The organism is Vreelandella titanicae (assembly GCF_014697095.1).
GTDB lineage: Bacteria > Pseudomonadota > Gammaproteobacteria > Pseudomonadales > Halomonadaceae > Vreelandella > Vreelandella titanicae.
On sequence record NZ_CP059082.1, the window covers coordinates 3,632,284 to 3,651,770 of the forward strand.

Annotated in this window: 18 protein-coding genes; 4 read left to right on the forward strand and 14 right to left on the reverse strand. The window is 54.4% G+C overall.

Annotated features, from left to right (window positions below; translation table 11 throughout):
* Positions 1-84 precede the first annotated feature (84 nt).
* Entirely contained in the window at positions 85-555 is a 471-nt protein-coding gene (locus HZS52_RS16800; RefSeq protein ID WP_035537470.1) for a gamma-glutamylcyclotransferase family protein, read from the reverse strand.
* 216 nt (positions 556-771) lie between these two features.
* Between HZS52_RS16800 and smrA the strand changes: the two genes are divergently transcribed.
* Complete coding sequence (gene smrA / locus HZS52_RS16805) at positions 772-1,362, forward strand: DNA endonuclease SmrA (protein ID WP_138801599.1); 591 nt, start codon at positions 772-774, stop codon at positions 1,360-1,362.
* Between the two features lie 81 nt (positions 1,363-1,443).
* On the opposite strand, the gene HZS52_RS16810 is transcribed toward smrA, so the two are convergent.
* From HZS52_RS16810 to metH, 4 genes are all read right to left on the reverse strand, one after another.
* Positions 1,444-2,007: a DUF934 domain-containing protein gene (locus tag HZS52_RS16810; protein WP_190373202.1), complete on the reverse strand. Its 564-nt coding sequence runs from the start codon at positions 2,005-2,007 to the stop codon at positions 1,444-1,446.
* Positions 2,000-3,652 (reverse strand): nitrite/sulfite reductase, encoded by a 1,653-nt coding sequence (locus HZS52_RS16815; RefSeq protein WP_022523460.1) that lies wholly within the window; start codon positions 3,650-3,652, stop codon positions 2,000-2,002. Before HZS52_RS16815 ends, HZS52_RS16810 begins: the two co-directional genes overlap by 8 nt.
* Positions 3,653-3,808: 156 nt before the next feature.
* Entirely contained in the window at positions 3,809-5,134 is a 1,326-nt protein-coding gene (locus tag HZS52_RS16820; RefSeq protein WP_022523461.1) for an MATE family efflux transporter, read from the reverse strand.
* A gap of 3 nt (positions 5,135-5,137) precedes the next feature.
* Entirely contained in the window at positions 5,138-8,833 is a 3,696-nt protein-coding gene (gene metH, locus HZS52_RS16825; protein ID WP_138801052.1) for a methionine synthase, read from the reverse strand.
* 292 nt (positions 8,834-9,125) lie between these two features.
* On the opposite strand from metH, the gene nfuA reads away from it, so the two are divergent.
* On the forward strand, positions 9,126-9,749 hold the full coding sequence (gene nfuA, locus HZS52_RS16830; protein WP_027959432.1) for a Fe-S biogenesis protein NfuA: 624 nt from the start codon (positions 9,126-9,128) through the stop codon (positions 9,747-9,749).
* Between the two features lie 69 nt (positions 9,750-9,818).
* On the opposite strand, the gene HZS52_RS16835 is transcribed toward nfuA, so the two are convergent.
* A complete protein-coding gene (locus HZS52_RS16835) occupies positions 9,819-10,859 on the reverse strand; it encodes a DNA-binding protein (protein ID WP_190373203.1) in 1,041 nt (346 codons plus the stop codon).
* Between the two features lie 218 nt (positions 10,860-11,077).
* Between HZS52_RS16835 and HZS52_RS16840 the strand changes: the two genes are divergently transcribed.
* Together HZS52_RS16840 and HZS52_RS16845 are read left to right on the forward strand one after the other, a co-directional pair.
* Positions 11,078-12,256: a tyrosine-type recombinase/integrase gene (locus tag HZS52_RS16840; protein WP_223827948.1), complete on the forward strand. Its 1,179-nt coding sequence runs from the start codon at positions 11,078-11,080 to the stop codon at positions 12,254-12,256.
* Between the two features lie 61 nt (positions 12,257-12,317).
* Complete coding sequence (locus HZS52_RS16845) at positions 12,318-12,734, forward strand: SufE family protein (protein WP_027959429.1); 417 nt, start codon at positions 12,318-12,320, stop codon at positions 12,732-12,734.
* A gap of 9 nt (positions 12,735-12,743) precedes the next feature.
* Here the strand turns inward: HZS52_RS16845 and yidD are convergent, their stop codons facing one another.
* From yidD to ectB, 8 genes are all read right to left on the reverse strand, one after another.
* The gene (gene yidD, locus HZS52_RS16850; RefSeq protein ID WP_190374932.1) at positions 12,744-13,076 is read right to left on the reverse strand and encodes a membrane protein insertion efficiency factor YidD; all 333 of its coding nucleotides are present in this window, start codon (positions 13,074-13,076) and stop codon (positions 12,744-12,746) included.
* 17 nt (positions 13,077-13,093) lie between these two features.
* A complete protein-coding gene (gene hisI / locus HZS52_RS16855) occupies positions 13,094-13,564 on the reverse strand; it encodes a phosphoribosyl-AMP cyclohydrolase (protein WP_027959427.1) in 471 nt (156 codons plus the stop codon).
* Positions 13,565-13,568: 4 nt separating this feature from the next.
* The gene (locus HZS52_RS16860; RefSeq protein WP_027959426.1) at positions 13,569-14,015 is read right to left on the reverse strand and encodes a transcriptional repressor; all 447 of its coding nucleotides are present in this window, start codon (positions 14,013-14,015) and stop codon (positions 13,569-13,571) included.
* Between the two features lie 44 nt (positions 14,016-14,059).
* Positions 14,060-15,073 carry an alpha-L-glutamate ligase-like protein gene (locus tag HZS52_RS16865; RefSeq protein ID WP_009286711.1) on the reverse strand — a complete coding sequence of 338 codons (1,014 nt, stop codon included), beginning with the start codon at positions 15,071-15,073 and terminating at the stop codon, positions 14,060-14,062.
* Positions 15,070-16,593, reverse strand: coding sequence for an inactive transglutaminase family protein (locus HZS52_RS16870; protein ID WP_009286710.1), 1,524 nt, complete (start codon positions 16,591-16,593; stop codon positions 15,070-15,072). Before HZS52_RS16870 ends, HZS52_RS16865 begins: the two co-directional genes overlap by 4 nt.
* 33 nt (positions 16,594-16,626) lie before the next feature.
* Positions 16,627-17,463, reverse strand: coding sequence for an ATP-dependent zinc protease family protein (locus HZS52_RS16875; RefSeq protein WP_022523469.1), 837 nt, complete (start codon positions 17,461-17,463; stop codon positions 16,627-16,629).
* 241 nt (positions 17,464-17,704) lie between these two features.
* Complete coding sequence (locus HZS52_RS16880; RefSeq protein WP_022523470.1) at positions 17,705-18,097, reverse strand: ectoine synthase; 393 nt, start codon at positions 18,095-18,097, stop codon at positions 17,705-17,707.
* A gap of 104 nt (positions 18,098-18,201) precedes the next feature.
* Complete coding sequence (gene ectB / locus HZS52_RS16885) at positions 18,202-19,470, reverse strand: diaminobutyrate--2-oxoglutarate transaminase (protein ID WP_022523471.1); 1,269 nt, start codon at positions 19,468-19,470, stop codon at positions 18,202-18,204.
* Positions 19,471-19,487 lie beyond the last annotated feature (17 nt).

Genomic DNA, 19,487 nt, shown 5'->3' on the forward strand with positions numbered 1-19,487 from the left:
ACTATTCCTGAATGGGTTCATAAAAGTTGTCCTGGCAATAGGGCTTTGCATGAGGGTTTTGCAAAATAGGGCACAGCATGGTGTCTATGGTATCAGAGCGAACGGGAAGTCCGCGTGCTGTACAAACGTATTTTGTTGCTCAGGTAAACGCAGGTAGACCCAGGCCCGGGTACCATCGTCGAGGGTTATTGTCCTGCGCTCGTAACGAATCCCCAGTCGTTCGTAGCGATCAAGACGAGACAGCTCGTCGGCATCTACTCGTAACAGTAGCCCCTCAACGTTGCTCCCTGGCTGGGGTGAAAGGTCAAGGCCGTTACGTTGATAACCCTCTAAAACCGCATCTTTAGGTGCACCAAAACTTCCCATGACCACTAAGCGAACGGGGGCATAGCGTAGCGTGCCATACACAAAGACCTGATGGGTGCGCTGTTCGATAGTAGGAAGGTCGTCAGGTCGGTCATAAAACCATGGGCTCAGCATGGTTAACCAGAGCCACCCGGCTAAGCTAAGCAGCCCCACACCGCTTAAAATCAAAAGGCGTTTTAGCCAAACCATTTTAATCACACCAGGGTGCCTCGCAATGTAGGATAAGAATGTGAATGGGGCGATAAAAAACGGATGCTTAGCTTGTCGCTACAGACAGAGGATGACAAGTTCTATGTTATCGACTGTTTGAATCTGCTTAAGCAAACTACCCAGGTTTGCTAGGCTATGCTGGTAAAGTCTGCATGTAAAATGGGTGTTCATTAGAACCTGCCGTAGGAGCCTGCAATGAATCAGCCGCTTCGTGATGATCTGGATTTTCGTGCTCTCGTAGGGGATGTGAAACCGCTGCCACCGAGAAATCGTGCTGACCCAGGTGCTAATCGCAAAAGCCCCTCTGAATCCCAGTTGGCTCGGCGGGAGTGGGCAGAGGAAGAAATGGGGGCGCGCAATTTTCTGTCCGACGACTTTGTCGATCTGCTGCCCCCCTTTGATCCCATGGAGTATCGCCGCGAGGGCATTCAGCAGGGCGTAGTCGATAAATTAAAGCACGGGGGCTATAGCGTTCAGTCGCAGCTCCACTTGCTTCGGCGTCCATTAACAGAGTGCCGCCGTATGCTGTTTCCCTTTATTCAAGAAGCCTACGCCCACGATTTACGCTCCGTTATGATCGTACATGGCCGCGGGCGAGAGATCGATAGCCCCGCCAACGTACTGCGCTCATACCTGGCCAAGTGGCTCTGCCAGTTTGAGGAAGTGCAGGCATACGTCTCCGCACAGGCTTCGGAAGGAGGGTTGGGCGCGACCTGGGTAATGCTACGTAAAAGCGATCGCGCCAAAGCCAATAACCGCGAGCGCCAGCAGAAGCGGCGAGGGTAACAGTTTAATAATAGAGCCAGTCACAAATAAAAAGGGCAGCCTAAGCTGCCCTTTTGGGTTTATAACATTCACGCTCTGCGTCTACTTATTATCGGCTAAACGGCGCTCAAACAGCGCCTGACGCTCTTCAACATCGGGTTGGTAGCGAACGCTGATAAAGCTTAGCGCGCGCAGGGCATCCTCGGGATGCTGGTCGTCGCGCAGCGCCATGGCAGTAAAACCACAGCGGCGCATATACTCCAACTGATCCACCAGAACATCACCCACCGCGCGCACTTCGCCACTATAGCCGTACCGCTCGCGTAGCAGGCGGGCGATGGTGTAACCCCGGCCATCCGTAAACGCAGGGAAATCAACTGCGATTGCGCTAGCACTACTCAGCTGTTGGCCTAACTCAACATTAAGCTCGGTATCGCTGGTGAGTAGCGGTGCCAGCTCAGCGTCGTCCTGATTGGCCTGCCACAATGCCAGCGGCACAAACGCCGGGCGCTGCTCGGGAAGGGTATCTACATCGTAGGAAACACACCAAGCGTTTTCCGCCGCAAGCTCGCCATTGAAAATTAAGTGATCGACATGAACCGGTGTCTGTTCAACCGCTTCAGCTTGCGTCTCATCAGGTTTATTAGGCGCAGGGCTATTAGGCATAGACACGCTCCTTAAAGGGTTTTAAGCCAATACGGCGGTAAGTATCCAAGAAGCGTTCGTCCTCATGGCGCTGTGACACATAGACTTCCAATACTTTTTCGACCACATCCGGCACGTCTGAGCGGAAAAAGGACGGGCCTAAAATCTTACCAAGCGAGGCATCGTCGGTGGAGTTGCCGCCAATCGATATCTGATAGAACTCTTCGCCTTTTTTATCCACGCCCAGGATGCCGATATGACCCACGTGGTGGTGGCCACAAGCATTCATGCAGCCGGAGATATTCAGATCCAGCGGGCCAAGGTCATACAAGAAGTCGAGGTCTTCAAAACGTTCCTGCAGCGCCTGGGCAATGGGAATGGAGACCGCATTAGCCAAGCTGCAGTAGTCGCCTCCAGGGCAGCAGATAATGTCGTTGAGCGTGCCCACGGTGGGGTTCGCCATACCCAACGCTTCAAGCTCTTCCCACAGCGCTTCCAGTTCATCGACCGGTACGTCAGAAAGCACCAGGTTCTGTTCGTGGGTAACACGCACTTCACCAAAGCTGTAGCGATCGGCTAAATCTGCGACCGCTTCCATTTGGTCAGCGGTGACATCCCCAGGCGCGTGCTCGCGGCGTTTCAGTGACAGCGTTACGGCCTTATAGCCGGGCACTTTGTGGTCGGTCACGTTGTTGGTGACAAAGCGCGCGAAGCTGCGGTTTTCAGCGCGCAAGCGGTCAAAATCTTCGTTAGCGCTCTCTGCAACCGGGCGACGATCAGGCTCGGGAAAGTGAACTTTGGCTGCATCGACGGCTGCTTGGTTAAGCGTTTGCGGGCCGTCTTTCAAATGCACCCACTCTTCCTCGACCCGGCGACGGAATTCCTCAATGCCCAGGGCTTTTACCAGGATTTTAATCCGCGCCTTGAACTTGTTATCCCGGCGACCAAACTGGTTGTATACCCGTACACAGGCTTCCAGGTAGGTGAGCAGATGCTGCCAGGGCAGATCTTCACGTACCACGTCTGCAATCATTGGAGTACGGCCAAGGCCGCCACCGGCTAGCACTTTAACACGCAGCTCGCCGTCGGCGTTGTGCCATAGGCGCAGGCCAATATCGTGTACTTGAATCGCCGCACGGTCTTGAGCAGCACCGCTGACCGCGATTTTAAACTTACGCGGCAGATAGGCGAATTCCGGGTGCAGAGTCGACCACTGGCGGATTAATTCGCACCAGGGGCGTGGATCTTCCACTTCATCGTTAGCGATGCCGGCAAACTGGTCGCTGGTGGTGTTACGAATGCAGTTACCACTGGTTTGAATCGCGTGCATTTGTACTTTGGCGAGATCTGCCAAAATATCCGGCACGTCTTCAAGGGCAGGCCAGTTGAGCTGTAAATTTTGCCGGGTGGTAAAGTGGCCGTAGCCGCGGTCATAGCGGCGGGTGATCTCAGCCAGGGCACGCAGCTGGCTACCCGCCAGCATGCCGTAAGGAATCGCAATACGCAGCATAGGCGCATGGCGTTGAATATAGAGGCCGTTCTGCAACCGTAAAGGGCGAAACTCCTCTTCTCCCAAACGCCCGGCGCGGTAGCGTTCCATTTGGTCGCGGAACTGAGCGACACGCTCGTCAACCAGGGTTTGGTCGTGAATATCATAACGGTACATGTGGCACGATCCTGCTAAAAAGCGAAATGGTCACGTTGAGACGGACGTTAATGTAGCGCCACCTTAACGCGGGCGTCATATTCTTCAAAAGAATATATAATTATCTTTTTATCTCTAAAAGCTATTTAGAACACCAATTACGGGTCAGGCAGACGGTTAGAAAGCAGGGGCCAGCCAGCGGCGTCGTTGCCATACCCATAAAAAGCCGACTGAGTTTATCAACCGGTAGAGCAGTTGCATAAGCCAGATACCTAATAAGCCCTGGTCTAAACCAATCCCGACCCACCAGGCCAGGGGTAAAAAAAGTAGCCACTGCATCCCCAGGGTCAACATCATCACCGTGCGTTGAGCGCCCGCGCCCATTAAGGCCTGGGCGAGCACTAAAGCTGCGGCATCCAGCACAATCATCACGCCGGTTATCTGCAACGGGAGTTTACCCAGCGCTACTAGCTCGCTACTGCTGAAAAATATCCCAAGTACCTGTTCGGGTATCACTAACATCGGCAGCGCCAGCACAAGTAGCAGTAGCCATGCGACCCGCAGCGCATCCAGACCCCAGCGGTGGGCTTCGTGCTGAGCATCTCGGCCTAATGCCTCACCCACTAAGCTCATCGCCGCAACGCCAATCCCCACCCCCGGCAAAATTAGCAGCAGTGAAAGATTAATCAACACATGGCCAACCGCGACACTGGCCGTGCCTAGCTGGCTAAGTAACCAAATGAGTACCGCATAACCCGCTGCAAATAAAAACTGCTGCAAAGAGTGAGGAGCGGCAAGTACCAGGGTCGTGCGCAGGGTGGCTAAACAAGGCATGCGTGTCAAAAAATGTTGGGTAAATGGGCTTTTTATGCTCACCCAACACCAAACAATCAAGCCAATAAACAGCGATAGTGTTGTGCCAGCACCCGCACCGCTCGCGCCCATTTTGGGTAGCCCGGCGAATCCATAGATCAACCCCGCACTGGCCACCACATTAATCAAGTGAACCGCCACGATGATACGCAAGTAGAGATGCGTTTGCTGGCGACCGTTCCAGTAGCCACGAAAGCAGAGCGTTAGCGCAATGGCCATTAGTGACACCACCCGCCAACGAAAATAGTCAACGGCGACGCTTTGAACATCATCGGCTTGGCTAATCAAACCAATCAGCAGCGGTGCTTGCCACCAAGCCCAGACGGATAGCGGCAGGCCAACCACAAGCCCAATCACCAGCCCCGAGTTAAGCGGATGGGCAATATCCGCGTGGGCAGCCCCCTCGCGCTGGGCGGTTTGTGACTGCACGCTGGAGGAGAGGCCAAACACAAGAGCACTGAGCATAAACATGGCGTAACCGCCCACGCCAACACCCGCAAGCGCTACCTCACCTAAATGCCCCACCAGGACGGCATCGATCAAGTTAAGCATGCTCTGGGAGAGCATGCCCAACATGATCGGAAAAGCTAAGCGCATGACCTTGCCATGGCGACCGGGGACAAACAGCATTAATTAGCTCGGGTCGTAGGAGAGTACTGGTGAGAGCCAGCGCTCCATCTCCTCAAGGGGCATCTGTTTACGCTCGGCAATGGCCTCGACCTGATCCCGGGTAATCTTACCAGTGGAGAAGTATTTCGACTGGGGATGGGCAAAGTACCAGCCGGAAACCGCTGCCGCAGGCCACATGGCGAAGTTCTCGGTCAACGCCAAACCGGTATTTTCGGTGGCATCGAGCAACCGGAATAGCGTGGCTTTTTCGGTATGATCCGGGCAGGCAGGGTAGCCGGGGGCAGGGCGGATGCCCTGATACTTCTCAGCGATCAGGGCATCGTTGTCCAGCGTTTCTTCCGGTACATAGCCCCAAAACTCTTTGCGTACCCGTTCATGCATGCGCTCGGCAAAGGCCTCCGCAAGGCGATCCGTCAACGCCTGCACCATAATCGCATTGTAGTCGTCGCCTGCCGCCTCATAAGCTTTGGTGAGCTCATCGACACCGTGCCCTGTGGTGACCGCAAAGCCGCCAATCCAGTCGGCTTTGCCACTCTCTTTGGGGGCAATAAAATCGGCCAGACTGTAGCAGATACCGTCACGGCCTTTGGTGGTCTGTTGACGGATATGGAAGAGACGTTCGACGACTTCACTACGTGACTCATCGGCGTACACCTCGATGACATCATCATCCACGCTATTGGCGGGCCACAGGCCGATAACACCGCGGGCCTGAACGCGTTTCTCATCGACCAGCTTGCGCAGCATGATCTTGGCGTCTTCAAACAGGTTGCGAGCGGCTTCCCCCACGACCTTATCGTCGAGAATTTTGGGGTACTTGCCCGCTAGCTGCCAGCTCATAAAGAACGGCGTCCAGTCGATGCGTTCGATCAGTTCTTCCAGGTCGTAATCATCGAAGGTTTTCAGCCCCAGCATATTGGGCTTGGCAGGGGTGTGGACACTCCAGTCGGTGCGAAAACGCCGCTTGCGCGCCTGGGTGTAGTCAAGATCTGCCGCTTTTGGGCGGCGCTTGGCGTTACGTTCGCGAACCTTCTCGTACTCTTCACGGATTTCGGCGACGTAAGGTGTTTTTAAAGCAGGCGTCAATAATTTTCCCGCTACACCAACGGCCCGGGAGGCGTCGGTCACGTAAATCACCGGGTGCTCATACTGGGGCTCGATTTTGACGGCAGTGTGCGCTTTTGACGTGGTGGCACCGCCAATCAGCAGCGGTAGATCCATACCCCTGCGCTGCATCTCTTTGGCAACGTGCACCATTTCATCCAGAGAGGGGGTAATCAGCCCGGAAAGACCGATAATATCGGCGTTATGCTCCTTGGCTGCCTGAAGGATTTTGTCGGCAGGCACCATGACGCCAAGGTCAATCACCTCATAGTTATTACACTGCAAGACCACGCCGACGATATTTTTACCGATATCGTGGACATCGCCTTTGACCGTGGCCATGACGATCTTGCCTTTGGCTTTGGTCTCTTCGCTCTTTTCGGCTTCGATATAGGGAATCAAGTAGGCGACGGCCTGCTTCATCACCCGCGCGGACTTAACCACCTGAGGCAGAAACATTTTGCCGTCGCCAAACAGGTCGCCCACCACGTTCATGCCGTCCATCAGCGGGCCTTCGATCACCTCAATAGGGCGTTCGGCCTCGGCGCGGGCCTGTTCGGTGTCATCCTCGATATACACCGTAATGCCTTTAACCAGCGCGTGTTCGATACGCTTGTTAACCGGCCAGCTGCGCCACTCAAGATCCTCTTTTTTAGCGGCACCGCTGCCGTCGCCTTTATACTTATCGGCAATATCCAGCAAGCGCTCGGTGCCGTCGCTGCGGCGATTGAGCACCACATCCTCTACTGCGTCGCGTAGCTCGGCGGGGAGGTCGTCGTAAACAGCGAGCTGGCCCGCGTTGACGATACCCATGGAGAGTCCTGCGCGGATGGCGTGATAGAGAAAAGCCGAGTGAATCGCTTCGCGCACCGGGTTGTTGCCACGGAACGAGAAAGAGACGTTAGACACCCCGCCAGAAATCATCGCGTGGGGCAGGTTTTCGCGAATCCACTGGGTCGCTTCGATAAAGTCGACCGCGTAGTTGTTGTGCTCCTCAATACCTGTGGCGATGGCAAAGATATTGGGGTCAAAGATAATGTCTTCCGCGGGGAAGCCGATTTCATCTACCAGCAGGCGGTAAGCGCGCTGACAAATTTCAGTTTTGCGGGCGAAGGTGTCTGCCTGGCCCTCTTCATCAAAGGCCATAACGACAATGGCGGCACCAAAGCGGCGGCACTTGGTGGCCTGCTCGCGGAAGGCGGCTTCGCCCTCCTTGAGTGAAATGGAGTTCACCACCGCCTTGCCCTGGACGCACTTCAGGCCCGCTTCGATGATCTCCCACTTGGAGGAGTCGATCATAATCGGCACCCGGGCGATATCCGGCTCGCCGGCGATCAAGTTAAGGAAGCGCTCCATGGCTTCCTTGGACTCGAGCATGCCCTCGTCCATATTGATATCGATGACCTGAGCACCGCTTTCGACCTGCTCCAGGGCGACTTCCAAGGCGGTGGTGAAGTCCTCTTCCACAATCAAGCGCTTAAAGCGCGCCGAGCCGGTAACATTGGTGCGCTCGCCGACGTTGACGAACAGCGAGTCAGCCTCAATGTTGAACGGCTCTAGGCCTGATAGACGGCAGGCGCGGCTGCGCTCAGGAATTACCCGCGGCGTCATATCGCGAACCGAATCAGCAATGGCGCGAATGTGCTCGGGTGTTGAGCCGCAGCAGCCGCCGATAATATTCACCAACCCGCTGGCAGCAAACTCGCTGACAATCTCCGACATCTCTTCCGGCGTTTGGTCGTACTCACCAAACTCGTTGGGCAGGCCCGCATTGGGGTGGGCGGAGACAAAGGTATCGGCTTTGGTAGCGAGCTCTTCCAGATAGGGGCGCAGCTCCTCGGCACCCAAGGCACAGTTCAAGCCTACCGACAGCGGCTGAGCATGGCGTACCGAGTTCCAGAAGGCTTCGGTGGTTTGACCTGAAAGCGTACGCCCCGAGGCATCGGTAATGGTGCCGGAGATCATTACCGGCAAGCGCTCGCCGCGGTCATCGAACAGCTCTTCCAGGGCATAGATCGCGGCCTTGGCGTTAAGCGTATCGAAGATGGTTTCGATCATGATCAGATCGGCACCGCCTGCAATCAGCGCTTCAGCGGCTTCATAGTAGTTCTCACGCAGCTCATCGAAGGTGACGTTACGCTTGGCGGGATCATTCACATCCGGCGATAGCGACGCGGTGCGCGAGGTGGGGCCTAACACACCGGCAACATAGCGGGGCACGCCGGTTTCAGCGGCCACTGCGTCGCAGACCTCACGAGCCAGGCGCGCTGATTCACGGTTGAGTTCAACCACCAGCGATTCCATGCCGTAATCAGACTGTGACAGCTGAGTGCTATTAAAGGTGTTGGTCTCAATAATGTCGGCACCGGCTTCCAGGTAGTCACGGTGAATCCGCGTGACCACTTCGGGGCAGGTTAGCGCGAGCAGATCATTATTGCCTTTGAGATCCGAGGGCCAGTCGCTAAACCGTTCGCCGCGAAAATCTTCCTCGCTCAACTGGGCATTCTGCAGCATGGTGCCCATGCCGCCATCCAGAATCAGGATACGTTGGGCAAGGCGTTGGGTGAGGGTCGCGATCAAAGCACTATCAGCCATGGCAGGGGGAGTTCTCCAGCGTCACAGTCGTCAAAGGGGATGTTGTTATCGTCGGAAAAGCAGCATCTGTCGTTATAAGGCGCATAATGATAACAAAAGGGATGGCAAAAGGCGCCCCTACGGAGGCTATACGCAAGATAAGGAAAGATAATTAATAGTCGCTCGTAAAAAGAGCTGTTTAAAATAGCCGACTAAAACAGTCGGGATTGTGTCAGCGCGCTGTTTTGCTTACCATAGACACAAATGACATGTGAAGTGGCGCCGCCACTACCACGGGAGGAAGACAGCCCTCATGACCACGACTAGCGAAAAAGAAACCAGTGTCGATACCCAAGGTATTGATATTACAAACAGTGCGCAAGAATACTTGGCAGAACTGCTGGAAAAGCAGAACGTTGAGGGTATTGCCGTACGCATTTTCATTACCCAGCCGGGCACACCCTACGCGGAAACGTGTCTAGCCTACTGCCGCCCCGGCGAAGAAGAACCCACCGATGTGCTGCTTGAACTCGAGAAAATCAACGTCTTTCTCGATAAAAACAGCCTGGCGTTTTTGGAAGAGGCGGTGGTAGATTTCAACGCCGACCGCATGGGTGGCCAGCTGACGATCAAAGCGCCCAACGCCAAGATGCCCAAGGTCAATGCGGATAGCCCGCTGGAAGACCGTATCAATTACGTGCTTTACAGCGAGATCAATCCTGGGCTGGCGGCCCACGGCGGCGAAATCAAACTGGTTGAGCTCACCGAACAGCAGTACGCCGTCTTAGCCTTTGGCGGCGGCTGCCAGGGTTGTGCAGCGGTTGATTTAACCCTGAAAGATGGCGTTGAGAAAACCCTGATGGAGCGCATTCCAGAGCTTGCCGGTATTCGCGACGTTACCGATCACAGCGACACCACCAACGCTTACTACCGCTGAATAAGCGATAGTAAGGCTCAAAAAGCCCAGCTTGAATCGCTGGGCTTTTTTACTACGTCTCCAGGTTGATTACTGGCCTGGCTCACTGCCCTGTTTTGAAAGCGCATCGGGTAGCGCCGTTAGCTGTGTTTGCAGCGCTTCCATGCGGCTCCAAAGCTTCTCTTGCCACGCTTGCTGTAGCGCAGCTTCGCGCTCGGCATGCTGCTGGGCTTGGCGATCTAATGCTGCCTTCGCCTCATCTAGCTGCTCGGTTAACACTTGTTGCTGCTTCTCCAGCGATGTAATTTGCTGCGTCTGCTCACCAAGCTGTTGTTCGCGCTGGCTAGCCTCCAGCTGCAGAGTGTGCAGGGCCTGCTGCTTTGCCTTTAGCCCCTGACTCAATGCCTCAATACGCTGCTCAGACTGCTGCAGACGTTTTTGGAAAGTCTTCTCTTCCTGGGCGCGCGTCTGCTGAGCGCTATCCAGCATCGCCATCAGTCTTCCTTCAGCCGCCTCATGGCGCTGCTCCTCTTGTGCTAAACGCTGCTCCCACGCTACCTGCTGCTCGCTGAGGGCATTGCTATGCGCATCGCGCTGTGCATCTGCCTGGCTCTCTAGCTGCTGCTGTACCTGCTTCAGTTGAGTTACTTCTTCTTGGGATGCTTCGGCTTGTTGATGCCAGTGATGTTCGCTGGTTTGACTGGCGGCTAATTCCCGGTTTAACGCTTCCATGCGCTGCTCCATATGACGCAAGTGCTCGGCGAGGGCGCTTTCGCGCTGTTCGGCGTTAGCGGCCTGCTGTTTAGCGTCCTCCGCGAGCTGCTGGGCCTCTGCCACTTGGCGATTGGCATCTTCGCGATAATGGAGCAGCGCTTGATTCGCTACCTCCTGGGCCTCGCGCCATAGCTCGCTGGCCATGGTCACCACGACTTCCGGCACACCCTTGGGCGGCGGCACGTCGCGATTTTGCTCCCGCTCACTGCGCCACAAGCGGAAGTGATCACTAATCGTCGTGAAGCTGCCGGTGCCCAGCACATCGCGAATACGCTGCACACTGGGCGTGTCGCCCCGGGCCAACAGGGCATCAATGGCTTGTTGAACATCGCTGTACTGAATGCCGTTGCGGGCCATGAAATGATCCTTCCTTGATGAGAGCTTCTGTAACCACCATTGTCGGGACTTGTCTTATAAAAGGCAACAATTACGTATTATGTAATACGTAATTTTATTTATGATAATGTGCATAAATTCAAGATTACCCGTCTTATCTTGAATTTATAGGGCTACAGGAGCACACTTAAGGCCAGATAATATAAACATCGGCTAAAAAGAAGAGAGTGGCGACGGGCATGGCGAACGAGGTTATTACACCCACTGGTCAACTACAGATATTGAAAGATTCGCCGAATGGCGGACGTATTAGCGCCCAAAACGATGCCCAGGCAGTGACAGCATGGCTTGAAGAGTACGTGGATAGCCCACAAACCTGGAAAGCGTACCGTCGCGAAGCGGAGCGGCTGCTGCTCTGGCTCGCCAGCCAAGGGCACACGCTGGCCGACATCAACCGCGAAAACCTGCGCCGCTTTGAAGCCTTTCTCGCCGACCCACAGCCAAGCGAGCAATGGGTAGGGCCCTCCAAACCCCGCGCGCACCCGTCGTGGCGGCCATTTCGTGGCGGTTTATCACCCGCCAGCCAACGCCAAAGCCTGGTGATACTGCAAGGGATGTTTGCCTGGTTGGTGGAAGCAGGCTGGGTTCACCACAATCCGTTTCGCTTGATGCGCGATAAATCGCGGCGCCTGAATAATCAAACGCCGCGTGTTGAGCGCTATTTGGAAAGTGATTTGTGGGCGTGGCTGTGGGAGTGGCTGAATAGCCCGCTGGAGGCTGGGGAGGGCAGTCGTGCCCGTTTTGAACATGCACGACGGCGCTTTATCTTTGGCTTTGCCTATTTGCTGGCACCGCGCATTAGCGAGATGGCCGATGCACGTACGGGGGATTTCCAGCGCAGCGAAGGGCGCTGGTGGTGGCATGTGGTGGGCAAGGGAAACAAGATGGCGCGCATTCCGTTGCCTGACGATATGCTTGATTGTTTGCGCCAGTGGCGCCATACGCTGGGATTGCCTGAACACCCTGAGCAGTTTGAAGCTGAAACACCGGTGCTTCGCGCTCTAGATGGACAGCGTGGCCTGGGCCATAACCAACTTTATCGGCTTATTCGCACTACGTTTCAGCAGGCGGCACAAGCACTTGAAGATATCGATGGAGCACCGGAACATGTGACCGCGCTTAACCTGGCAACGCCGCACTGGTTACGGCACACATCGATTACTCATCAGGCTCAATCGGGCATTAGTCTGCGCCATCTGGCCGAAAGCGCCCGACACACGCGCCTCGACACTACCTCACGCTATCTCCATAGCGAAGACAACGAGTGGCATCTTGAACAGCAGCGACATCGATTGACTGTTTCCGACACAACCTCCCTCAAGACACCTTCGAGCCGTTATAATGGCCACAATGAGTAACCCTATGACGCAAAATGTCAGTCGCCAATATTCAGCCAATTCCAATAGAGAAGGAAATAGCATGAGCACTTCCGGCGCCGAACAGGCCCAGCAAGAGCTAATCGAAGATTTCGAAATATTTGATAACTGGATGGATCGTTATCAGTACATTATCGATATGGGCAAGCAACTGCCTGACTTTCCCGAAGAGTGGAAACTCGAAGAGTTTAAGATACAGGGCTGCCAGTCAAACGTGTGGATGCGCCATGAGGAGGAGGGCGATAAGCTGGTGTTCAAAGCGACCTCCGATGCCGCCATCGTATCCGGCCTGATTGCCGTATTGCTGCGCATTTACAGCGAACGCACCGCCGCTGAGATTCGTGCTACCGAGCCACACTTTTTGGCGGATCTGGGATTGGATAAGCACCTTTCACCTACGCGCAGCAACGGCCTGCATGCCATGCTGGAGAGGATCTACGCGGTAGCGCAGCAGAAGTAGGAAAACAAGCTAGCGAGGGTGATGGTCACAGCAAGAGGGCGGCGATCCCTTTTCGTCATCCTCGCGGCAAAGCTGTTCGCTGCGGCCACCGGGCACCGGATCCATACCGCCAGGATTGCCCGGGTGGCACTTAACGATCCGCTTAACGGCCATCCAGCCGCCCTTGATGGGCCCATGCACCTGAATCGCTTCAATCGTGTAGGACGAACAGCTCGGCCAGAAGCGGCAGCGCGGGCCTAAAAGGGGGCTGAGCGTATATTGATAGACTCTAACGCAGCCAATCACCACCTTCATCAATACCCAACGCGGGCCTGAGCGCAGGGCTGATATTAACCGAGTCATAGCTTGCATAGGCAGAACTAGGTTTTTTTGCCGTACAGGTCGTCAGGATCAATCAGCGGATTGCTGGTAATCGAGGCCTGCTCTCCATCCACGGCAATATAGAAACAGCTGCGCCGCCCGGTGTGGCAAGCAGGCCCTGTTTGTTCAACTTGCAACAACAGCGTATCACCATCGCAATCCAACGCAGCAGAAACAAGCTGCTGCTGCTGGCCCGATGACTCACCCTTGCGCCACAGTTTTCCCCGCGAGCGCGAATAGTAGCAAACACGCTGGGTGGTTAACGTCTCTTCCAGCGCCTCACGGTTCATCCAGGCCATCATCAACACTTCGTTAGTATCGTGCTGCTGAGCAATGGCAGGGATCAAACCATCAGCATTAAAACGCACCGCGGCTAGCAAAGTGGCCACAGCGGGAAGACTATCTTCTGGGGCAGCACGCTCGAGTTGCTTAAACAGAGCATCCGGCGCGACGTGATCAAAACGGGACATAAATTTACTCGCTAACTGTTCGGCAGTCCTGACAAAGCCCTTGAAGCTCAATGGTTTGGCGCTCAACGTTAAAGCCCTGGCGTTTTGCCAGTGCCGCCAGTTGATCGCTTATCTCGTCCAAGTGCAGCTCTTCGACATAGCCGCAGTGACGGCAAATCAGTAGTTGAAAACCATGCGCATGCTCTGGGCAAGCGCAGGCCACGTAGGAGTTCTGTGACTCAATGCGATGCACCAAGCCTTGATCAATCAAGAACTCAAGCGCCCGATAAACCGTCGGGGGGCGGGCAGCCGCATGCTCAGTAGAGAGCTTATCGAGCAGGTCATAGGCTTTTAGCCCGCCGCCATTTTCGGCGATCATCTCCAGCACGCGTCGGCGAATAGGGGTGAAGCGGACGCCGCGGATATGGCACTGAGACTCCGCCTGCTGTAGTAGTGTACTCGCTTGGGTCATGGGCAACTCGTTGAACGTTGTTAGCCTAGGCTCTCGTTAGTAGTCTACGCGCCGGTGGAAGCGGTGTCAGAGCTTTCTACCGATTCGCTGTCTACCAGCTCACTTTGTCGCGCAAAATGGTGCTGGGCAAAAGCTACCCGTTGTTTAGCGGGCACGCCATCGGGTTGACGTTCAATCAGATCGAGGCGACGGCGCAAACCTTCACCATTGGTCATTTGAATAGCCAAGCCAGGCCTGGCGTTGAGCTCAAGCAGCATCGGCCCGTATTTACGATCCAGCACCATATCAGTACCCAGGTAACCTAGACCGGTCATTTCATAACAACCCGCCGCTAAGTTAAGCAGCGTTTCCCACTGGGGAACGACCAAACTTGCCAGATCGTGCCCCGTGTCCGGATGACTAAAGCAAGGGCGGTCAAACTGAACGGCGCGCAGGGCAGCCCCGGTAGCGATGTTCAAGCCAACGCCTACCGCCCCTTGGTGCAGGTTTGCTTTGCCGTCGGATGCTGCGGTGGAAAGGCGCATCATGGCCATCACCGGGTAACCCTTGAAGACGATAACCCGGATATCAGGAACACCTTCATAGGTGTAATCCATCAGGCTTTCATCGAAATTAATCAGTGTTTCAATCACCGCCACATCAGGCGAGCCGCCCAATGAGTAGAGCCCTGACAGAATATTCGACACATGTCGCTCAACGTCGGTAAGAGAGAGCGTGGTACCACTAGGCTTGATAAAGGCGTTATCTTCGACCTTTTCAATCACCAGGATGCCCTTACCGCCGCTTCCCTTAGCAGGCTTGATGACGAAGCCCGCGTGCCCCGTGAGCATGGCGCCAATATGCTTAACGCCAAATTGGGTTGTTACGGTGCCAATCAGCTCGGGCGTGGTAATCCCATACTGCTGAGCCAGTAGTTTGGTTTTAAGCTTGTCATCGACAAGGGGATAGAGACGGCGGCTATTATATCGGCCAATGTAGCGAATATTACGCCGATTCATGCCGATAATACCTTTATCCCGCAGGCGCGTGGGCCACGTCCAATTCTTCAGCCAACTCATGAGGGCTTCTCATCGTCAGTGATCGGCTTGAAGCGACGCAGCTCCAATAAACGGTAGCCGGTGTAATTGCCCAGCAGCAAGATCAACGCCATCAATATCAACTGAACGCCCAGGAAGTTGAAGGTGATATGACGTACCCAGGGGTTATTCATCGCCAGGTAGGCAAGGATAGCCGTGATCAAACTGCCGCCGCCTTGGATTAGCACCTGCTTAGGGCCTTCCTCTTCCCAAAGTATCGACATCCGCTCGATGGTCCAGGCCAGGATGATCATCGGGAAGAAGGTGATCGTTAAGCCAGCACTGAGCCCCATGCGGTAGGCCAATACGGTGAAGATCGAGATAATCGCAATCACCGTTATGATCACCGCCGAGACCCTGGCCACCAGTAATAAATTCAAGTAGGAGAGATAGTTACGAATAATCAGACCGACGGCAACGATAAGCAGGAAGCCAATCAAACCCGTAGGAAGGGTGGTTTGAATGAAGGCGAGGGCGATCAGCACCGGCATAAAGGTACCGGACGTTTTGATGCCCACCAGCACACGCAAAAACACCACCATTAACGCACCAATGGGAATCAGCAAGATAGTTTGGAATAGCGCTTGCTCCTCCAGTGGCAGGCTGTGAATGGAGAAGTTCAGCAGCGTATCTTCAGAGTAGTGGTTGCGCACCGCCGCCGAAGCAGGCTGGTCATGGGTCATCATTGAGAAAGAAACCCGAGAGTTGGTGCCGCCCTGAACTTCTAATACCGCTCGACCACCGGTTTCCCATAGCAGCAGGTTGTCAGGCTTACCTTGCTCACCCGTCAGTGGATGGAAAATTGACCATTCTTCACCTGACTCGTTAAATACCTGAATCCAACTGCTAAGCGTTTGGCGACGACGACCATCTTCCAGAAGCAGGCCGCTCACTTCACGCGCTAATACGCCTGCCTGGTTTAGCAACCGCACCACCAAGGCCGCCGGATTCTCTTGCGTCAGCAGCAGACGAGCATTTTCAGATTGACGCTCGCCGTTAATATCACGTATTAACTCACGGGCGAAGGTGGCGTTATTGGCACTGCGCGCCCAGGCTTGTTCGATAAGCTGATTAGCCGCAGTGTCATAGGGGCTTTCCCAAGGCGTTGTGACGGGGATTTCAGGGGGTGTCTGCACCGGCGAGCGAGCATCTTGAGATACCAGCATCTGAACCGAGTAGTATAATGTTTGGCTACCCACTGCTTCACGAATAGTCCAGCGGGCGGTGCGGCCTAAATCATCCGCCTGATAAGCAAGCCCATACCCTGATGATGCGGTGTTTTCAGTCAGTACACGGTAGCCTGCCTGATGGGAAGGCAACGCCAAGTCGACCTGGACGGGGCCATCCTGAGCATTAAAGGTAATGCCCGCCTCAATCTCCCACACCTGGCGCTGTTCACCAGGCAACCATGGAATTTCAAACTGCACATGGCGGTGCACACTGGTCGCTACGCCCGCGACTAGCAACAGGCCGACAATAATATAGAACATTAACCGTGACATGGAGATTCCTTTCCTCGTGAAGCGTCAGAGCGGTTACTCTTCGCTATCGTCTTCGTCAACTGCTTCATCTTCAGCAGCTTGGTCCGCTGGTTCGCCACCAGGAAATTCGGGGCGCTCATGCAAGTAAGTATCGGCTACATCAATTACCGCAATATCCATCAAAAAGCGCCGTCCTAGCAGCACTGGATAATCGAGATGAGAGCGGTCATTGAGGGTAAATTCGACATTTTCACGAATCGGCCCTAGAGTCATTAACAGAGAAATGACGGGACGTGACTCTTCGCCAGAGGCTTGAACAATGCGCACTCGGCGCACGATAGGCGCTTCAACCCACTCATCGCGCTGCGACTCAACCGCCACGTCGTCGTCGTTCAGCGCCAACTTGAAGCGCACCCAATCTTCACCGTCACGCTCGAAGCGAGTGATCTCGGCAGCAGAAAGGGACGAGGTGTTGGCTCCTGAATCGACTCGCGCTTTGAGGTAGGTGCCAAGGCTTGGTAAGCCAACCCATTCGCTGCGGCCCAGTAACGTTTTAGTGGTCAAGCTCTCATCAATCTCACACTCTTCACGTATGATGACCGGCTCTTCACCGCGAGCTTCCAATTGCTGTACGTCTTGGCGGAGGTAACGCAATAAACTGCCCACTTCACGCATATCAGCGGTCAATGCCTGCTGGTGATCAAGCTGGCGTTGCTGCAAATTAATGCGGGTGTCACATTGTTGCGTTAGCTGGCTCTCTAACTCCAGGATACGAGAATTGAATGAGGCTTCGCTTAAAGGGGGCGGTTGATTCGTTTCCGGCTGGGTTGCTGCACAGCCTGCGATCGAAAGCGACAAGCCAGCGATAAGCCACAAAACACCTGGGCGCATAACGAGAGATATCCTTGGACAATAGGTTGGGGAATGATAAGGAGATGGGGGTCTAGTGTCCAACGCCATCATCGCTTTTGGAGCACCTATTTTATCTAATTTAACATAATATATATTAAGCGAACCAGTGAGGCCGCTATGGGTAAAATTGCGCTCGTCCATTCAGATCAAAAAAGGCAGCCCGCATATTTAGCAGGCTGCCTTCTGATCTATCACGTAGTCTATCTCACGCTAGCACGATTTACTCTGGGGCTGCGTACGAGCCATCTTCCTGGTGAACTTCATTACCTGTGATCGGTGGAGTAAAGACACAGGCAACCGTCATGCCCTTCTCTTTGCCACGCAGCAAGTGTTCATCATGCTGGTCGAGTAGATAAATGTCGCCTGCTTTGATCGGCCAGATTTTACCGTCAGCCAGGGTTTCAACTTCGCCTTCACCTTCGTAGCAAAACACTGCTTCGTAGTGATTTTTGTAATGGATATGTGTCTCGGTGCCTGGGAAAATGCGGGTAATATGGAACGAAAAACCTGCATTATCGTTGGCCAGAACAAGGCGCGTACTGTCCCAGTTACCATTTTCAGCGGTCACTAGGCGATCTGTTTTACGCGCTTCATCAAGATTACGAACGATCATAGGAGTACTCCGTTGCAAAACGACTGGCGACTACCAGCCGCTATATCCCTAACTAAAAAACTGTGAGCTACTGCTTCAGCGTAACGCTTAATACTACCGCCAGGTTATTCGCTAGCAACAGCTTTAACGCACATTTCGAGAATATCCAAACCTTCCAGCAGGTCATCATCGCTAATGGTTAGCGGGCATAGGCACTTAACCACTTCACCATCTTGACCACTGGTTTCAATTACCAGACCATGCTCAAAGGCTTTACTGGTAATTTTATCGGCAATATCACCCGACACAACGTCAATACCGCGCATCAAGCCACGACCACGTTCAGTGGCAGGCATGCCGTGCTCCGTTAACAGCGCTGCTAACTTCTGGAAGCGCTCTTCTACAATACGCCCTTTGCGCTGAACATCACGCTCAAAGGTGTCATTAGTCCAGTATTTTTTCAACGCAGCGGTGGCGGTCACCATCGCCAGGCTGAAACCACGGAAAGTGCCGTTATATTGACCCGGTTTCCATTTATCCAGCTCTGGGCGCATCAACACATGGGCAAATGGCAGGCCAAAACCGGAAAGCGATTTCGAGTTGGTAATAATGTCGGGCGTAATACCCGCGTGTTCGAAGCTAAAGAACTTACCTGTACGGCCACAACCTGCCTGAATATCATCGATAATCAGCAGAATGTCGTGGGCACGGCAGATCCCTTCGAGACGCTTCAACCACTCCAAGCCTGCAACGTTAATACCGCCCTCGCCTTGCACGGTTTCAATGATGACACCCGCTGGAATATCCAAACCGCCAGATTTGTCGCTGAGCAGCTTTTCAAAATAATCCAGGGTATCGGTATGCTCACCCATGTAGCCATCGTAAGGCAGGAAGCTAGCGCCCTGGGTGGGTATGCCACCCGTGGCTTCACGGAATTTACGATTACCCGTGGTCGCCAAAGCCCCCATGGTGACGCCGTGGAAACCATTGGTGAAGGTGACAATGTTGTGACGGCCTTTAGCCACACGAGCCAAGCGGATAGCGGCCTCTACGGCATTGGTACCGGTTGGGCCAGGCAGATGCACTTTATAATCCAGCCCGCGTGGCTTGAAAATAACTTCTTCCAGCGTTTCAAGATAATCACGCTTGGCATTGGTCCACATATCCAAACCGTGAACAACACCGTCAGTCGACAGGTAATCAATCATCGCCTGTTTCATGTGCGGATTATTGTGGCCGTAGTTCAGCGTGCCCGCGCCGGCGAGGAAATCAATGTACTCACGGCCATTCTCATCGGTTAGACGCGCATTTTGCGCTTTGGTAAACACCACCGGAAACGAACGAGAATAAGTACGTACATTGGATTCCATGCGTTCAAGCGTCTGGGTCTGCATTAGCGACCTCCTTGGTT

Bases quoted from the DNA above. Each gene is read 5' to 3' on its own strand.
- HZS52_RS16800 (WP_035537470.1), bottom strand. From the start codon at position 555: ATGGTTTGGCTAAAACGCCTTTTGATTTTAAGCGGTGTGGGGCTGCTT.
- smrA (WP_138801599.1), top strand. From the start codon at position 772: ATGAATCAGCCGCTTCGTGATGATCTGGATTTTCGTGCTCTCGTAGGG.
- HZS52_RS16810 (WP_190373202.1), bottom strand. From the start codon at position 2,007: ATGCCTAATAGCCCTGCGCCTAATAAACCTGATGAGACGCAAGCTGAA.
- HZS52_RS16815 (WP_022523460.1), bottom strand. From the start codon at position 3,652: ATGTACCGTTATGATATTCACGACCAAACCCTGGTTGACGAGCGTGTC.
- HZS52_RS16820 (WP_022523461.1), bottom strand. From the start codon at position 5,134: ATGCTGTTTGTCCCCGGTCGCCATGGCAAGGTCATGCGCTTAGCTTTT.
- metH (WP_138801052.1), bottom strand. From the start codon at position 8,833: ATGGCTGATAGTGCTTTGATCGCGACCCTCACCCAACGCCTTGCCCAA.
- nfuA (WP_027959432.1), top strand. From the start codon at position 9,126: ATGACCACGACTAGCGAAAAAGAAACCAGTGTCGATACCCAAGGTATT.
- HZS52_RS16835 (WP_190373203.1), bottom strand. From the start codon at position 10,859: ATGGCCCGCAACGGCATTCAGTACAGCGATGTTCAACAAGCCATTGAT.
- HZS52_RS16840 (WP_223827948.1), top strand. From the start codon at position 11,078: ATGGCGAACGAGGTTATTACACCCACTGGTCAACTACAGATATTGAAA.
- HZS52_RS16845 (WP_027959429.1), top strand. From the start codon at position 12,318: ATGAGCACTTCCGGCGCCGAACAGGCCCAGCAAGAGCTAATCGAAGAT.
- yidD (WP_190374932.1), bottom strand. From the start codon at position 13,076: ATGACTCGGTTAATATCAGCCCTGCGCTCAGGCCCGCGTTGGGTATTG.
- hisI (WP_027959427.1), bottom strand. From the start codon at position 13,564: ATGTCCCGTTTTGATCACGTCGCGCCGGATGCTCTGTTTAAGCAACTC.
- HZS52_RS16860 (WP_027959426.1), bottom strand. From the start codon at position 14,015: ATGACCCAAGCGAGTACACTACTACAGCAGGCGGAGTCTCAGTGCCAT.
- HZS52_RS16865 (WP_009286711.1), bottom strand. From the start codon at position 15,073: ATGAGTTGGCTGAAGAATTGGACGTGGCCCACGCGCCTGCGGGATAAA.
- HZS52_RS16870 (WP_009286710.1), bottom strand. From the start codon at position 16,593: ATGTCACGGTTAATGTTCTATATTATTGTCGGCCTGTTGCTAGTCGCG.
- HZS52_RS16875 (WP_022523469.1), bottom strand. From the start codon at position 17,463: ATGCGCCCAGGTGTTTTGTGGCTTATCGCTGGCTTGTCGCTTTCGATC.
- HZS52_RS16880 (WP_022523470.1), bottom strand. From the start codon at position 18,097: ATGATCGTTCGTAATCTTGATGAAGCGCGTAAAACAGATCGCCTAGTG.
- ectB (WP_022523471.1), bottom strand. From the start codon at position 19,470: ATGCAGACCCAGACGCTTGAACGCATGGAATCCAATGTACGTACTTAT.